This window comes from Chryseobacterium defluvii, from assembly GCF_003634775.1.
Lineage (GTDB): Bacteria > Bacteroidota > Bacteroidia > Flavobacteriales > Weeksellaceae > Chryseobacterium > Chryseobacterium defluvii.
Map to the genome: position 1 here is coordinate 457,774 of NZ_RBXB01000003.1, position 17,579 is coordinate 475,352.

The 17,579-nt window shown below is 37.2% G+C and carries 13 protein-coding genes; 10 read left to right on the top strand and 3 right to left on the bottom strand.

Annotation, left to right across the window (positions count from 1 at the left end; genetic code table 11):
* Nucleotides 1-5: 5 nt before the first annotated feature.
* Nucleotides 6-1,238, bottom strand: a complete 1,233-nt coding sequence (locus tag BCF58_RS13980) for an OmpP1/FadL family transporter (protein ID WP_121462429.1) — start codon at nucleotides 1,236-1,238, stop codon at nucleotides 6-8.
* 277 nt (nucleotides 1,239-1,515) lie between these two features.
* On the opposite strand from BCF58_RS13980, the gene BCF58_RS13985 reads away from it, so the two are divergent.
* From BCF58_RS13985 to BCF58_RS14000, 4 genes are all read left to right on the top strand, one after another.
* Nucleotides 1,516-2,859 (top strand): PSP1 domain-containing protein, encoded by a 1,344-nt coding sequence (locus BCF58_RS13985; RefSeq protein WP_121462430.1) that lies wholly within the window; start codon nucleotides 1,516-1,518, stop codon nucleotides 2,857-2,859.
* Nucleotides 2,852-3,313, top strand: a complete 462-nt coding sequence (locus BCF58_RS13990; protein ID WP_121462908.1) for a gliding motility lipoprotein GldH — start codon at nucleotides 2,852-2,854, stop codon at nucleotides 3,311-3,313. Before BCF58_RS13985 ends, BCF58_RS13990 begins: the two co-directional genes overlap by 8 nt.
* 6 nt (nucleotides 3,314-3,319) lie before the next feature.
* Complete coding sequence (locus BCF58_RS13995) at nucleotides 3,320-5,701, top strand: penicillin-binding protein 1A (RefSeq protein WP_121462431.1); 2,382 nt, start codon at nucleotides 3,320-3,322, stop codon at nucleotides 5,699-5,701.
* Between the two features lie 73 nt (nucleotides 5,702-5,774).
* Complete coding sequence (locus BCF58_RS14000; RefSeq protein WP_121462432.1) at nucleotides 5,775-7,316, top strand: protein adenylyltransferase SelO; 1,542 nt, start codon at nucleotides 5,775-5,777, stop codon at nucleotides 7,314-7,316.
* A 40-nt stretch (nucleotides 7,317-7,356) separates the two neighbouring features.
* Here the strand turns inward: BCF58_RS14000 and BCF58_RS14005 are convergent, their stop codons facing one another.
* Complete coding sequence (locus BCF58_RS14005) at nucleotides 7,357-8,328, bottom strand: T9SS type A sorting domain-containing protein (RefSeq protein ID WP_121462433.1); 972 nt, start codon at nucleotides 8,326-8,328, stop codon at nucleotides 7,357-7,359.
* 159 nt (nucleotides 8,329-8,487) lie between these two features.
* On the opposite strand from BCF58_RS14005, the gene BCF58_RS14010 reads away from it, so the two are divergent.
* Nucleotides 8,488-9,759 carry a DUF6080 domain-containing protein gene (locus tag BCF58_RS14010; protein ID WP_121462434.1) on the top strand — a complete coding sequence of 424 codons (1,272 nt, stop codon included), beginning with the start codon at nucleotides 8,488-8,490 and terminating at the stop codon, nucleotides 9,757-9,759.
* Between the two features lie 51 nt (nucleotides 9,760-9,810).
* Here BCF58_RS14010 and BCF58_RS14015 read toward each other — a convergent pair whose 3' ends face one another.
* Nucleotides 9,811-10,347, bottom strand: coding sequence for an SPOR domain-containing protein (locus tag BCF58_RS14015; RefSeq protein WP_121462435.1), 537 nt, complete (start codon nucleotides 10,345-10,347; stop codon nucleotides 9,811-9,813).
* Between the two features lie 184 nt (nucleotides 10,348-10,531).
* On the opposite strand from BCF58_RS14015, the gene BCF58_RS14020 reads away from it, so the two are divergent.
* From BCF58_RS14020 to BCF58_RS14040, 5 genes are read left to right on the top strand one after another with little or no spacing between them, the layout of a single operon-like run.
* Nucleotides 10,532-11,887 carry a c-type cytochrome gene (locus BCF58_RS14020; protein ID WP_121462436.1) on the top strand — a complete coding sequence of 452 codons (1,356 nt, stop codon included), beginning with the start codon at nucleotides 10,532-10,534 and terminating at the stop codon, nucleotides 11,885-11,887.
* Nucleotides 11,888-11,909: 22 nt separating this feature from the next.
* Nucleotides 11,910-14,969: a TAT-variant-translocated molybdopterin oxidoreductase gene (locus tag BCF58_RS14025; protein ID WP_121462437.1), complete on the top strand. Its 3,060-nt coding sequence runs from the start codon at nucleotides 11,910-11,912 to the stop codon at nucleotides 14,967-14,969.
* Between the two features lie 25 nt (nucleotides 14,970-14,994).
* Entirely contained in the window at nucleotides 14,995-16,392 is a 1,398-nt protein-coding gene (gene nrfD, locus BCF58_RS14030) for an NrfD/PsrC family molybdoenzyme membrane anchor subunit (protein ID WP_121462438.1), read from the top strand.
* Entirely contained in the window at nucleotides 16,379-16,900 is a 522-nt protein-coding gene (locus BCF58_RS14035) for a DUF3341 domain-containing protein (RefSeq protein ID WP_047098680.1), read from the top strand. The genes nrfD and BCF58_RS14035 overlap by 14 nt, the downstream gene beginning before the upstream one ends.
* Complete coding sequence (locus BCF58_RS14040) at nucleotides 16,893-17,576, top strand: c-type cytochrome (protein WP_121462439.1); 684 nt, start codon at nucleotides 16,893-16,895, stop codon at nucleotides 17,574-17,576. Before BCF58_RS14035 ends, BCF58_RS14040 begins: the two co-directional genes overlap by 8 nt.
* Nucleotides 17,577-17,579: the final 3 nt, after the last annotated feature.

Below are 17,579 nucleotides of genomic sequence, written 5' to 3' on the forward strand. Positions count from 1 at the left end.
TTCAATTAAAAAGGGTTATAAGATAAGCCTAAACCTAAATAGAATGCCGTAGCTTTAGCCTGTCCGTAAAACCCGAGATTAGCATTTTTCACATCTCTTGCCTGAGGCATCGCATATCCTCCCGATATATCCACACCGAATTGTTTCAGCTTAAATCCTACCCCTCCTGTAACGACATAGGTGTTAAAGGATGGTGTTTCAGGGATAAAGTTTTCATCGGTATAAGGAGATTCATCATAATAAGCTCCAAGACGTCCAAAGATCATATCATTGAATGCATACTGGGTTCCCAGTCTGAACGTTTTAGCATTTCTAAAGTTTTTAGGAGAGACAGATATTGTCGGGTCTGCCTGATTTCCAACAGGAGCATTAGCAAAATCTAATGTCAGCTTACTGTATCTTTCCCACCCGTGATAGTTAAAGTCTGCAGACACTAACCACTTCGGAGTAATTTTATAGGTTAAACCAATGGTATATTCTTCTACTAAAGGTAAAGTTGCTTTGAAGCTATCTGTTCCTGATGCATCTAGTCCTAATAGCGGATAAATAGAAGCTGAAGGGAATTTAAATGTTGCTTTTCCATCCTTAGCTTTCATGTCAACCGGCGAGCGGTAAGCAATACTCACATCCAATTTAGGATCTGGTCTGAAATAGAAACCGAATCCATACCCGTGTCCGCTTGCTTTGCTGTCAAGATTAAGCTCTCCTCCAAATTGAGTAATTGCCTTATCCCAGTTTACATTACCTTTTGCGTAGATATAACTTGCACCGAAAGCCAGCCAGTCATTAAACCTATAGGAAACCATTGGCTGGAAATAAAAACTTTTAAGTTCCAGTTTCTGAACCATTTCTTTTCCTTCCCAATCGCTAGGCCACTCAATGGTACTTCCGAACGGGGTAGTAAAGCTAAAACCAACAGACAGTTTTTCTATAGGTCTGTAAGCTATTGCAGCATAAAGAGGTGTTCCGGTAGGATTATCAGTTTCCGTACTCTGCAGAGTATTCAGATTTTGAAATGTAATTTTATTACTTGCACCAAATCCTCCGGCAACAATACTTAACTTAGAGGGAATAAATGACATTCCAGCAGGATTGAAGAATGCCACACTCGCATCTTCAGCATGTGCACTGGTATGAGCCATCGCCAACTGTTTTACCCCCTGCAAAGAAACCCTGAAGCCTCCCGCATAAGATAAAACACCCGCCAATAATGCAGTTGATACTAATATTTTTTTCATAGACTATTATTATATAATCCAAATATAAAATTATTTTAGATACTCCTGTTAATATTTCTTAATAAATTAAACAATAACACAAAAGAAAATTATGTTTAAAATAACACTTTAACAAGAATGATATTTAATTGAATATATATTAGGCAATTAATAACATTACACCTCCATTGATGGTCTTTTGTTTAATGTTAAACAATAATGGTCATGAATATTTGAAACTTTTAGAATTACATAAAGATAAAAATATATAAATTTGCAAGATTAAATATAATATAATATGAGTTGTGGATGTAAAACATCCGGCGATTCTGCACATTCATGCGGAACAAAGTCCGCGAATGGTTGTGAAAGTGTAAATACCTGTGGTAATAGTTATAAATTAAGTGTTTTCGACTGGCTATCCAACATCAATAACCCTGTGGAAAACAGGTGTGATTATGTAGAAGTTAGATTTAAAAATGACAGAAAATCGTTTTATAAGAATGTAAATAATATCCCATTACATATAGGTAGCGTAGTAACAGTAGAATCCAGTCCCGGACATGATGTAGGTGTGGTAAGTCTCACCGGAGAACTAGTGAAAATTCAAATGAAAAAGAAAAAATTTTCAGAAGAATCATCACTTAAAATTTATCGATCTGCCAATCAAAAAGACATTGAGGTTTGGCAGGAAGCAAGAAAAAAAGAAGATCATGTAAAGATTGAGGCAAGAAAAATCGCCCACAGGCTCGGCCTGGAAATGAAGGTCACAGATGTTGAATATCAGGGAGATGCCTCAAAAATTACATTTTATTATACCGCTGACAACAGAATAGACTTCAGACAACTGATCAAAGATTATGCTGCTGCCTTCAGAACTAAAATCGATATGAAACAGATCGGTTTCAGACAGGAAGCAGCAAAAGTAGGAGGTATCGGTTCGTGCGGAAGAGAATTGTGTTGTTCTACATGGTTAACGGATTTCAGATCCGTGAATACAAATGTTGCCAGATATCAGCAGCTGAGTATCAATCCTCAAAAATTAGCAGGACAGTGCGGCAAGTTAAAATGTTGTCTTAATTATGAATTAGACAGCTATCTTGATGCTTTAAGCGACTTCCCTTCTTCTTCAACAACATTAGACACGGAAAAAGGAAGAGCATTCTGTATCAAAATAGACGTTTTCAAAAAGAAAATGTGGTTTGCCTACGTTGAAAATTCTATCGCCTGGTATGACTTTGATATTGATTTGGTTAAAAAATTAATATCAAAAAACAAACGCGGAGAAAAAATATTACCTCTTGAAGATCTGAAGCAACCTGAAACTTCGCTTCAGAGCATAGACCTGATTCAGGAAAATAATGTTGACCGATTCGAGAAGAAAAAAGGTCCTCATCACAAAAATAAAAATCAGAACAGGCCTAACAATAATCAGAACAATCAGAAAAGAAACAACAGACCTGAGAGACCTGAGAGATCTGAAAAACCCGAAAACACCAATCCCAATCAGCAAAAACAGCAAAAAGCCCAACAGCCGGCCGCTAAGTTGGAAAAGGTAGAAGCCAGCTCTGATGCTGAAAAGAAACCGAACAAGAAAAAATTCAAAAAGAAATATCCTCCCAAAAAAGATAAAAATGCGTAAAATTTTAGGATTATTATCTCTTATCCTTTTCTTTAGCTGCAACTCTTCAGGAGAAAACGTCACTATGAATTCCGTTGATAATAAATGGAATAAGAAAAGTGAGCAAAAATTTAATCTTGAAATATCAGATCCGCAGAATCCTAAAAATATTATATTTGTTGTAAGAAACAACAATGATTACCCCTACAGTAATATAAGGTTTATTGTGAATTTCACTAATCTCCAAAACAAAAAAAAGGAGACCGATACCATGAACTATATTTTGGCAAAACCAAATGGTGAATGGCTTGGTACAGGTTTTGGAGACACGAAGGAGACACTCTTTCAATATAAGTTGAACTACAAATTTCCGGCAAAAGGCAAATATGAAATTGGTCTGATCCAGGCGATGAGAAATGACAATCTTCCCGGAATTGAAGACATTGGAGTAAAAATAGAAACGGCTAAACCGTAACCATACATGGAAGAAAACAAACAAAACGCAGGAAGCCAGGGAAAAACATTTCCTCTTCCGCCCAAAAAAAATAAAAAAAATACCTCTTGGAAAAAATGGGTTAAGTTTATTTGGCTTGGACTCATTGCGGTAGTTTTAGGAATTTCAGCACTTTTCTTCGCAGTTTCTCAAGGTTTTCTTGGAGAAATGCCCGATGTAAAAGAGCTTGAAAACCCGGATATTTATGTTGCGTCTGAGATCTATTCCGCAGACGGAGTATTATTAGGCAAATTTGAAAAAGAAAAAACGCAGCCTATTGTTTATAAAGATCTTCCTCCTTTTCTGGTGTATGCATTACAAGCTAAAGAAGACGAACGTTTTAAGGAACACTCTGGAATTGACCTACAATCAGTTGCGAGAGCAGTCGTATACGGTGGAGGAAGAGGTGGTGGATCTACCATTACCCAGCAGTTGGCAAAATTACTTTTTACAAACGGAGCATCTCAAAATAAAATTGAAAGGGCTTTTCAGAAATTAAAAGAATGGGTAGTAGCCGTAAGTCTTGAGAAAAGGTATACCAAAGAAGAAATTGTCACCTTATATTTTAATAAGTTCGACTTCTTATATAATGCCAATGGAATTGAGATGGCTTCTAGAATCTATTTCAATAAAACAACTTCTCAACTTACATTACCTGAAGCAGCGATGTTTGTGGCTATGTTGGAAAACCCGGTGAAAAACAACCCGATGCGAAATCCCGAAAGGGCAAAAGCAAGGAGAGATGTCGTTTTGGAACAAATGCTGAAAACAGGTTATATTGATCAGGCTACACATGATAAAGCAGCGGCAACACCGATTACCCTGGATTATCATCCGATTAAAAATATTAATGATGACTACTCTGCCTATTATAAGTTTTACCTGAAAAAAGAGATTGACAATTATCTTCAGGATTATGAAAAGCAGACCGGTAAAAAATTAAATCTTTACAAAGACGGTTTAAAAATATACGTTACTCTTGATTCTAAAATGCAGAAATATGCTGAAGAGGCAATCAAGGAACACCTTACTGATCTTCAGAAGAGATTTGACGCAGAACAGAGAGGAAGAAAGCAGCGGCCTTTCTATTACCTGAATGATAAGCAGATTAATGATGTAATGGTTCAGGCGATGAAAAGAACCGGCCGTTATAAGCAATTGAAAGCAGCAGGAGTGTCTGAAGATTCCATCATGATGGAATTCAAGAAACCGATTAAAACTTCCCGCTTCACATGGAATGGAGAAGAAGAAGTGGAAATGTCTCCTTGGGATTCTATCAGATATCATAAACAAATTGCTCAGGCAGGATTGATGTCCATGGTTCCTGGAACCGGTGAGATCAAAGCTTGGGTAGGAGGTATCGATTGGCAACATTTCCAGTATGATCACATTAAACAAGGAAAAAGACAGGTAGGCTCCACATTCAAGCCTTTCGTATATGCAACAGCAATTATGAAATTAGGAATGACTCCTTGTTCAGCCGTTTCAAATGGCACTTATAACCATAAAGGATGGCATGTTCCGGGAAGAGGCGGAATGCTGACGCTTAAAGATGCATTGGCACATTCTCAGAACCCTGTGGCAGCACGCCTTATAGAAATGACAGGCGTAGATGCTGTTATTCAGACCGCACGTGATCTCGGTGTAACGGAGGAAATCCCTAGGAATAATACTATTGCGCTGGGTTCGTCAGATATTACCATTTATGAAATGTTAGGTGCTTACAGTACATTTGCCAATTATGGAAACTACAATAAGCCTGAAATGATATGGAGAATAGAAGATGCCAACGGCAGAGTGATTAAAGAAGTAAATGTAGAACCAAAAGAAGTAATGAATCCGCTGTATGCTTACACCATGATCGAACTGATGAAAGGGGTTGCTCAATATGGTACGGCTTCCGGGGAACTGGGAAGAAAAGGCATTTCAAAAGATGTTGAAATCGCAGGTAAGACCGGAACTACACAGAATAACTCTGATGGTTGGTTTATGGGTATTACTCCAAAACTGGCAACAGGTGCATGGGTTGGATGGGAAGACAGAGCCACACACTTCTTTGGAACAGGAGAAGGTCAGGGAGCCAGAATGGCATTACCGATCTGGGCAATCTTCATGAAAAAGGTCTGGGCCGACAAAACTTTAGGAATTTCTCCTGATGATAAGTTTGTAAAGCCTTCTGAATGGAAAGACGGATGCTCCGATCTGCAAGGACTTAACACTGGTTATGGTGACGATGGAGGACTTCAGACTATTGACGAGATCAAAAATCCGAAACCTGTAGACCCTACGCCAAAAAACAACCCTGAAAAGAAAGAAGAAAGCGTTAATGAAAATTTAAATACCGGAGAAGAAGTAGATTTTAATAAATAAACTCTTCTTTAACAATAGAAAAGACCTTCCGATTATTGGTAAGGTCTTTTTTTATTATTGGTATATTTGAACTATGAATATTGATAACATCAAACAACCTTTTATACAAAATTTTCCTGGAGATTTTTCAAACAATCCGGTCCAGAGAAATACTCCCAAAGTTCTATTTTCAACCACTCTTCCTGTTGGATTTGAGAACCCTTCCTTACTTATCTTTAATGAAAATCTTTCCGAAGAAATCGGCTTAGGGAAATACGAATCCCAAGACCTGGACTTTCTTGTTGGGAATAACCTTCCTGAAAACATTCACCCTTATGCTACAGCGTATGCCGGGCATCAATTTGGAAACTGGGCGGGACAACTGGGAGACGGCAGGGCTATCCTTGCGGGAGAAATCACTAATGAAGCAGGCCTGAAAACAGAAATACAATGGAAAGGAGCCGGTGCAACTCCTTATTCCAGACATGCGGACGGAAGAGCCGTGTTGAGGTCTTCTGTTCGGGAATACCTGATGAGCGAGGCCATGTACCACTTAGAAATTCCAACAACAAGAGCATTAAGCTTATGTTTTACCGGAGAAAATGTAGTAAGAGACATGATGTACAATGGAAACCCTCAGGAAGAAAAAGGAGCTGTCATTATAAGAACAGCAGAAAGTTTTCTTCGCTTCGGGCATTTTGAACTGATTTCTGCTCAAAAAGAATATAACACCCTGCAGAACCTGACCGACTTTACTATCCAAAATTATTTTCCGGAAATTCAGTCTGAAGGAGATCAGAAATACAAAGATTTCTTTGAAAGAGTATGCCAGAGAACTGCCGAGCTTATGGTTGAATGGTATCGTGTGGGCTTTGTCCATGGGGTTATGAATACGGATAATATGTCCATCCTTGGGTTGACCATCGATTATGGTCCTTACTCTATGATGGATGAATATGATCTGAATTTTACACCGAATACCACAGATCTTCCCGGAAGAAGATATGCCTTCGGAAAACAGGGACAGATTTCTCAATGGAACCTCTGGCAATTAGCGAATGCGCTTTATCCGCTTATTAAAGACGAAAAATTCCTGGAGGAAAAATTGAATGATTATGGCAATTATTTCTGGCAATCGCATGATAAAATGTTGTGTGGAAAATTTGGCTTTAATGAATTACTGGATGGAGATGAAGAGTTTTTTACCAATTGGCAGGGATTGATGCAGGAGTTCCAATTAGATTACACCTTATTCTTCAATCGAATGGAAAATATGACATCTGAGGGTGATCTGAAATCTACTTTTGAAAACATTTCCTATAGTCTCCTCAACGATGATAGTTTCAAAAAACTGGAAGATTTTATTAAAAGGTACCAAGGGCGTCTTTCAAAAAATACTATTTCACATCTGGAAGCTATCGAATTAATGAGAAAAAACAATCCTAAATTCACTCTGAGAAATTATTTACTGTTCGAATGTATTGAAGAAATTGAAAATGGAAAAACGGAAATGCTGCACAAATTGATTAAAGCACTGGAAAACCCATATCAGGAAATATATCCTGAATTTTCCAAAAAAAGGCCATCAAAATATAATGATGTCTCTGGTTGTTCTATGCTCTCATGTAGCTCATAAAAAACTTCCTATTTAAATAGGAAGTTTTTATTTTATCATTTTATTTTTTAATAAATTTTTTGGTTACAAAACCTTTGTCCGTTTTAAAACCAATAAAATAAGTGCCTGTTTTTAAATTTTTCACATTGACTTTATGATCTACAATTTCTGCATCCATTCTTATTCCGGACATTTCATAAATATAGACATCAAGTATTTTTGTATTTCCTTTAACATTAATAAAATCAGTTACAGGATTAGGATAAATTGAAATACTATTCTCAACAGCAGATGTAGTTTCGCTAGTCCCCAATAATAATGATTCTGTCGCTACGGCTCGCGTTACCATATTATCAAACAAATTATCTGAAGATGTCGTATTTGTAGAAAGAAGGTTTTGCACAGCATAGTCAAGCTCAAACGGTATTTTTATATCTGTTCCGGTTACTGTTTTATAAAAGCCAGGTCCCTTAAAGGTAACTGAACCATTTGTAGTATTATAGGCAAAGCCCACTCTTACCCATGTATTTGCAGGCAAAACAACTGATGTCGCAGGCGTTCCGGCTCCCAAATCAGTTAGAGTAACTATAGTGGCTGTAGTGTAAATTCCATAAATAGTTTTATTGCTTTGCTGCATACTTAATCCTCCTAAATAATAATTGTAAGTAGAATCATACAACTCTATTCCTCCTCCATTATTACTGGTAGAAGCAGGACCTGTAAAGAAATCATATTCGATTTGAATAATGTTATTACCTGCCGTTCTTGCTGCCCATGCTGCATCTAAACCATCTTTCCAAAGATAGCGTGCTGTTCCTGTTCCCGCAGTTGCAGCACCAATTATTTTAAAATTCTTTCCTGGTGTACCTGTTACGACCATGTAATCGGTATTAGCACCATTTAATTTCTGATATCCTGCCTGTCCAACAATAGTAGCCGTATTAAGTGCGTCAAAGTTTTCTTGTTGTAAAACTTGTCCATTGAATAAACTTAAAAAGCCTATACAAAATGAGGAGAGTAAAATTTTGTTCATAATTCAGTTTTTTATCAAATTATCAATAAAATTAAGCAATAACAAAATATTAAACAATAAAAAATAGAAATATTTAAAACAAATACAATAAAATAGAAAACATCAATTGTATTTAAAAATCTAAACAATAATCTCTATTTTTGCAAAAACTTTTAATAAGTGTCTCTCAAACTCAAATTTTACAATTTTTTCAAAATATTATTTCCATCATCATATTCTGAGCTGGCTGTCTTCATCTTTTTCATCCTATTTTATGGGACTTTAGGATGGTATATTGCTCTTGATTATCGAATTATTTTTGATTCCAGAATTCCTTGGGATTCTTATTTCAGTTTTGATAACCGCTCCATTGTGATGACCGGCGGAAGTTTTGAAAGACATCCCCTGTCCTATTATTTCTTTAATTGGATAAGGGAGCTGGCATTATTTATTTCAGACGGAAAAACAAATGCCGTTTTTAGGCTGGCTTTAGCATGGTTTAGCAATCTCGCTATAAGCTTAAGTATTCTACAGGTATTTAAATACTTGAAAAATATTATAAAATTACCCAATTCCATAAGCTCGTTACTTATATTATTTTTTGGATTTTTCTCAACTAATATTTTATTGTCTTTCACCCCGGAAAACTTTACCTACACTTTATTTCTTCTCACTTTGTACAACCATTATTCTGCAATTAAGATAAAGAAAGAACAAAAAACACCGGCTTTAGCCCTTACACTGGGAGGAATTACAATTGGCGGGCTTACCATCACCAATATTGTAAAAGTTTTTATTCCGATTCTATTTGAGAAAAACCTTTTTAGGAGCTGGAAAAACTTAGGAAATGCTGCTGTAAGGGTTTTACTTGCCTGCATTTGCTTTATTTTACTATACCTGAATAGAATTAATTTTAAATATCAATATATTTTTGACCAGACCAACAGGCAATATGAGAAGTTTTCCAATGTAAAATCCATTCCAACATGGGACATGATTGCTTCATTCTTTTTGGGCGGAAACATCTTGTTCCCTAATTTTATCGTCCGGGATAAGCACAACATGAAAGGCTTTCATTACAAGGCCCTAATCATGGATGTTTATTCTTCCTGGATTCCCTATGTTTTCATTTCAATACTCCTGATATTCATATGTTGGAGTTACTTCAAAAACTTTAAAAATAAGCTGGTTCAGGTATTAATGATTTCCTTCCTGATAGATATTATTATCCATTGTGTCATGAAATTCGGACTACACACTTCTTATATCTATGGGGCTCATTTTGTTTTTGTTTACCCATTATTGCTGGGATGGCTGTTTTATTCATACAGAACGGCACCTAAAACTTTATCATTTTTAGCCGTTACAATAAGTATTTTGTTGCTATACATGACTCTTAACAACTATTTCAGGATGACAGAGTTTTTCCATTTTATGAATCAATACTATTAATAAAAAAAGCTGAGAAAATCTCAGCTTTTTTTATTAATATTTAAAGAAAATTTATTTGGCTTCCGCACAGAATATTCTGTATTGTACCGCAATAGCGGATTTAAAATACTCTCTTACTTTTGAAAGGTCGGAGGCGGCACTTTGCTTGGTAAAATAGCTTCCTGCTAAAATTTTATAATTCGGTCTTAACGAAGCATCCGTCTCTACTTTAAGATTTGGAAATCTCCTTCTGAAATAGGCTTTCACTTCGTTAGCTTCTTCATTGCTTTTCACAGTGGTAATCTGGATTTTATACCCTAAAATCCTCGGATTCTTTCTACAAATCTCAGCATTGGTAAGCTCTCTGCTGGGAACATATATTTTAGCAGGTCTGGTAGAGGAATCATCTTCATTATCCCGGACTGAAGTATTCCCTGCCGTTCTTGAACATTTTTCTTCTAAATTCTCCAAAGCATCCTTTACTTTAGGGTCCATGGACATAATCAGCTCCGTTCCGGCCAAAGTATCTTTTTTTACAACCTGTTGTGCTTCAATATTATAAAATCCGAATATAAATAATACTGAAAATATTTTGATTAAATTTCTCATTTAAGCTTATTTCCGCAAATTTATACAAATTAAAAAAATATGCCAAACTAGTTATTTAGAATCAATACAAATTAAACGTAAATGATATTTTCCCTTTTCTATATGCCGTTAAATTTCTGTTAAAAACATTATTTTTGCCGAATTGATTGAATGTTCAATAATTTACTAACATAAGATAATTTAAATGATTAGTTGGAGAAAGCATTATAAACAAACGTTGATTGCAATAGGCTTATTGTTATCAACCAGTGCTTCAATTTACGGGCAAGACGGCGATCCAAAAAATGGTGAGAAACTTTTCAAAGCGAATTGTACTGCATGTCACGCGCTAGACAAACAAGTGATAGGACCTCCTTTGAAAGGGGTTGTAGAAAGACTTAAGAGTGAGCAGGGACTGGATACAGCATGGCTTCATAAGTGGATCAAAGACAACAAAGCGCTTAGAGCCTCCGGTGATAAATATGCCAATGAGGTTTTCGAAAAATTCAATAAAACTGAGATGTTACAGTTTCCAAATCTTACAGATAAGGATATAGACGACATCTTAGCATTCACAACTAATCCTCCGGCTCCAGAACCGGAAAAAACTGCAGAAACGGTTCCTACCGGCGATGCGGCAGCTGCTCCGGCAGACAAAACCACTACAAACATTGTAATCATTTCACTTTTAGCGATTGCTGGTTTATTAGTCTGGATCTTAATAAAGCTAAGACAATTAGTTAAATTAGGTCAGTCTGAAGACTTAGCAGGGCTTAACGAAACAAGAGTTCGTTCTTTCAGTGAAATCTACCAAAAATATCACTTCGTAGGTAAAGGATTATTGGCAATCCTGGCAATTCTAGCAACATATGGAATTTGGAACTGGATCATGTGGATTGGGGTTTACAAAGGATATAAGCCGGAACAGCCTATCTACTTCTCCCACAAAATCCACGCCGGAGAAAACAAAATTGACTGTCAGTTATGTCACTCCAGTGCCAAATACGGTAAAGTTTCTGAAATCCCGTCTATGAACGTTTGTATGAATTGCCACAGAACTATTTCCGAATACAATGGTAAATACTTGGAACCAGGAAAAGACAAAACATTCTATGATGGGGAAATCCAGAAAATTTATGCTGCTACAGGTTGGGATCCTGCAAAACAACAGTACACAGGAAAAACTCAGCCGGTGGAATGGACAAGAATCCACAACATGCCGGACTTCGTATACTTCAACCACTCACAGCACGTTGTAGCAGGTGAACAGGCAATCATCAACTCTTTCAACAAGAAGAATCCAAATAACAAAATTGATGTTGTTTGTAAAGCTTGTCACGGAAAAATCGACACGATGAATGTTGTTCAGATGGCTAATGATTTCACAATGGGATGGTGTATTGAGTGTCACAGAACTACAGAGATCGATATGAACAACGGTTATAATAAAGAGTACTTCAAGAATCTACATGACAAATTGAAAAAACAATACCCTAAAGATGGTGGTAAGATTACTGTAGATGCAATTGGAGGTCTTGAGTGTGGTAAATGTCATTATTAATAACTAAAAATTAGAAGTATCAATGGCTTCAAACAAAATACAATTCAGAAGTATTCATGAACTTAAAGATCCTGCTTTAAACAATAAGCTGGCTCAGAAAGAGTTTCAGGAAGAAATTCCGGTAGAAGATTTCCTTGGAGATGCTGAACAGAACGGATCTAGTACTTCAAGAAGAGATTTCTTAAAATTATTAGGTTTCTCTACCGCAGCGGTAACATTAGCTGCTTGTGAAGCTCCAGTAATTAAAACAATTCCTTATGTGGTAAAACCACACGATATTATTCCGGGGGTTCCAAATTATTACGCTTCAACTTATTTTGATGGTTTCGACTTTGCTAGTGTTTTAGTAAAAACCCGTGAAGGAAGACCTATTAAAATAGAACCTAACCCGGCTGCTAAAGATCTGGGTAAAACCAACGCAAGAGCTCAGGCAAGTGTACTTTCTCTTTATGATAATGATAAAGTAAAACAACCTAAACTAAACGGTAAAGACGAAACTTTCGATAAAGTAGATGATTTCGTTCTTAAAGGTTTGACAGAAGCTCAGGCAGGAGGTAAAAAGATTGTGCTTTTATCACATTCTATGCCTTCACCAACTTTCAAAAAGTTATTTGCTGAATTTAAAGCAAAATATCCTACAGCTGAATTAGTAACTTATGATGCTTTCCCTTATTCTGCAGCACTAGATGCAGCTCAGGAAGTTTTCGGACAAAGAACATTACCGGTTTACGATCTTTCAGCCACTGAATTAGTAGTTTCTTTCCAGGCAGATTTCCTAGGAGATTATAATGCCTCAAGTTTAGAAACTTCCTATGCAGCAGCAAGAAAACCAGGTGAAAACATGTTGAGACATATCCAAGTGGAATCCAACATGTCTTTAACCGGTGCGAATGCTGACGAAAGAATCAGATTAAAACCAAGCTTGGTAAATAAAACTTTAGTTGAAGTTTATAACGCCATCGTAGGAGGAGGTACTTCAGATAAGACCGCTTCCGAATTGGCCAAAGAATTACAGGCAAAAGGCAGTAAAGCTGTTGTTTTCGCTGATGGTTCTAAAGGAGCACAGGTTTTAGCACACTTAATCAACCAAAAATTGGGATCAGTTGCTTTCACTGGTAAAGCTAACTTACTTAAAGAATTTGATAAAGCAAGATATCAGGAATTCTTAGGATGGATCAATGCTGGTCAGGTTGGTGTATTAATCGCGAACAACGTAGACCCTATCTACTCTCATCACAAAGGAGCAGACTTTGAAAAATCTTTATCAAAAGTTCCTTATGTGATCGCTGTTACTGATAAGAAAAATGCGATGTATAAAGCAGCGAAAGCTGTAATTCCTGTAGCCAACTGGCTAGAATCTTGGGGAGATATTGAGCCTCAGACAGGAGTATATTCATTGATGCAGCCTACCATCCAGAAAATCTACAAATCAAGACAGATTGAAGAATCCCTATTGGTTTGGAAAAATGGTAAAAACAATGCTGCTAACAATTATTATGATTATTTAAAAGCGAATGCTACTTCTCTATTAGGAGGTACTTCTTTCAATAAGGCATTGTACAACGGTATCAATACTTCCTCTAATGCTACAACATTGGCTTACGCAGGAGGAAATGCTGCCCAGGCAATCGCTGAATTAGGAAACTTTAAAGCTGCTGATTTAGAATTGGTATTATATACTAAGACTTCTATGGGAGACGGAACCCAGGCTAATAACCCTTGGTTACAAGAGTTACCGGATCCAATCACAAGAATGTCTTGGGATAACTATTTGACAATTTCTCCTAAAGATGCAGAAAGATTAGGTATTGAAAACGATCTTAATGCAAGAATGCAGTTAGACGGTTCTATCGTAAATCTTACTGTAAATGGAGTAACAATAAAAGACGTTCCTGTATTCATCCAACCGGGACAAGCTGAAGGAGCTGTAGGTCTTGCCCTTGGATATGGTAAGAAAAATTCAGGAGCTACAGCTGATACAGGGGTAAATGCTTATCCTTTATTTGATGGTTCAAATCTGGTGCTATCTAATGTTAAATTAGAAAAGACAGGTGAAGATCACGAATTCGCTGGGATCCAACTTCAAAATACATTAATGGGACGTTATGAAATTGCGAAGGAAGTTCCTTTAGCTGATTTCTTAAACGTAGCATTTGATGATGAGCATAAAGGATGGAATAAGCCTTTGGAATATCATACAATCAGCGGAGCTCTTCCTGCAAGAAAAATTGATCTTTGGGACGCTTTCGATGATACAGACGGGCCTCACTTTAATTTATCTATCGACTTGAATTCTTGTACTGGTTGTGGAGCATGTATTATTGCTTGTCAGGCCGAGAACAATGTTCCGGTTGTAGGTAAAGAAGAGATCAGAATGTCCAGAGATATGTACTGGTTAAGAATTGATCGTTATTATTCTTCTAGACAAAAAGTAGAGGTTTACGAAGGTCTAAAAGAAGGAATGGCTGTTCCTGAATTATATGGAACCGCATTTGGTGACGGAGGTGCATTAAACCACCCTGCAGATAATCCTGATGTGATCTTCCAGCCGGTAATGTGCCAACACTGTAACCACGCTCCTTGTGAAACTGTATGTCCGGTAGCCGCTACCTCACACGGTAAGCAAGGTCAGAACCATATGGCTTATAACAGATGTATCGGTACAAGATATTGTGCAAACAACTGTCCATATAAAGTAAGACGTTTCAACTGGTTTACTTATAATTTAAATGACAAGTTCGATTTCAACATGAATAACGATCTTGGAAGAATGGTACTAAACCCTGACGTAGTGGTAAGAACCAGAGGGGTGATGGAGAAATGTTCAATGTGTATCCAGATGACTCAGACTACAATTCTTGAGGCTAAAAAGGAGGGTAGAAAAGTGAAGAATGGAGAATTCCAAACTGCATGTTCTAAAGCATGTTCTACCGGAGCAATGACATTTGGAGATATGAATGACAAGGAGTCTGAAGTTAGAGAATTATACTCCAGCAACAGAAGATATTATTTACTTGAAGAGATCGGAACCAAACCCAATGTGTTCTATCATGCTAAAGTAAGAAACAGAGTAGAAAAATAAAGTTTAAATAATAAATAGGTAAAAAATGTCAGGACATTACGAAGCTCCGATAAGGGAACCTCTAATTATTGGTCACAAAACTTATCACGATATCACAGAAGATATTGCACGACCTATCGAAGAAAGAGCAGGTAAATTATGGTGGATCTCATTATATGCAGCCTTAGCTCTATTCATCTATGGATTCGGGTGTATCGCTTATACTATCGGAACAGGTATTGGAGCATGGGGACTTAACAGAACTATTAACTGGGGTTGGGATATTACCAACTTCGTATGGTGGGTAGGTATTGGTCACGCCGGAACCCTAATCTCAGCGGTATTATTATTATTTAGACAGAGATGGAGAATGTCTGTAAACAGATCAGCAGAGGCGATGACGATCTTTGCGGTTGTACAGGCGGCAATCTTCCCTGTAATTCACATGGGTAGAGTTTGGGTAGGATATTGGGTATTCCCTTTACCAAACCAATTCGGTTCTCTTTGGGGGAACTTCAACTCTCCTCTCCTTTGGGACGTATTTGCGATCTCGACGTATTTCTCAGTATCAACAGTATTCTGGTTCATGGGATTGATCCCTGACTTTGCAATGATCAGAGACAGAGCTAAAACGCCTTGGACTAGAAAAATTTATACATTCCTGGCATTCGGTTGGGGTGGTAAAGCAAAACACTGGCAAAGATTTGAAGAATTATCTTTGGTATTGGCAGGTTTGGCAACTCCACTTGTATTCTCAGTACACACTACCGTATCCTTCGACTTCGCCACTTCGGTAATTAAAGGATGGCACTCTACGATCTATCCTCCTTACTTCGTTGCCGGGGCGATCTTCTCAGGATTTGCAATGGTACAAACACTATTGTTAGTAGCGAGAAAAGTTTGTCACTTGGAAGACTATATTACCATGTATCATATCGAAATTATGAACATCGTAATCATTGTAACAGGTGGGATGGTAACTGTAGCGTATGCAACTGAATATTTCATAGGATGGTATTCCGGATCAAGATTCGAAGACTTTACATATCTTTCTCCAGGTGCTGCAGTAGGACCTTACTGGTGGGCTTTCTGGTCGTTGATCATCTGTAACCTTGTTATCCCGGCTTCATTCTGGTTCAAGAGACTAAGGACAAATATTATCTGGACTTTCATTGTTGCATTGATCATCAACATCGGTATGTGGTTTGAGCGTTTTGATATCATCGTTATCAACCTTTCAAGAGACTACTTACCAGGATCATGGACGATGTTTAAACCAACAATCATTGATGTGGGTGTATATTTAGGAACTATCGGATTCTTCTCTGTATTATTCTTATTGTACGCAAGAACATTCCCTGTAATTGCACAGGCTGAATTAAAATCGATTTTGAAAATCTCAGGTGAAACTTATAAAGCAAAAGAAGGAGATGAGCACCACTAAAATTGTATACGGACTTTATGCTGATGACGACGATTTAATGAACGGCGTTAAAGCATTCAACGATAAAGGAATCAAAATTAACGAAGTGTATACTCCGTTTCCGGTTCACGGACTAGATAAAGCTTTAGGGTTAAAGAAAACAAGAATTTCTGATGCCGCTTTCATCTATGCTTGTTATGGTGTTACGATCGGTGCAACATTAACATGGTACGTAATGAACCACGACTGGCCTCAAAATATTGGTGGTAAGCCAGCATTCGACTGGGGACACAATATGCCTGCATTCGTAGTTCCAATGTTCGAATTAATGGTATTCTGTGCGGCTCACATGATGTCTTTAACTTTCTTGGTTAGAAACAAAATGTATCCAGGAGCTCCGGCACAAAATCCGGACCCAAGAACAACTGATGATAAATTCATGATGGAATTTGTAACTGAAGATGTAGAATCTGTAAAACAGTTACTTATTGAAACTGGAGTTGAAGAAATAACTGTTAAAGATGCTTAAAATGAAAAAGAATGTATTAAAAATTACAGCAGTTTTAGGTTTAACAACAGTTTTACTTAACTCTTGCGGACCAAAGGAGAATACTCCGTTGGTATATTTCCCGGACATGTACTTTCCGGTAGCTTATGATCCATTGATGAAAGCTCAGGATGCCTATTCAGATCATGAAAATGAAATTCCTGCTTTTGTAAAAAATAATGGCGCAACAGGTCTTTCCCCCGTAGAAGGAACAGTTGCTCAAAATAAAGATGGTGTTTTCGAAGAAACCTTACTTCCTAAAAACCCTGATCAGTATAATGCAGGCTATGATGCATCCAAAACAATAACGGCTTCTCCTTTGAATCCGGCTAATGCAGCCAAAGATATCGAAAGAGGTAAGTTCTTATTTGAGCGTACATGTGCCGCTTGTCATGGTGTAGGTGGAGATGGACAAGGACCAATTGTGCAAAGTGGAGCCTATTCTGGTGTGCCAAATTATGCCGACAGAGAAATTACTGTAGGATCTGTTCATTATGTATTAACAAACGGTAGAAATGCGATGGGTTCTTATGCTGGACAACTAAACGCTGGAGACAGATGGAGAGTTGCAATGTACGTAATGAGCGCATTTAAAAAAAGTGCACCTGCTGCAACAGCTTCAGCTGCAAAAACAGATTCTACTGCAACTAAAAAATAAGAA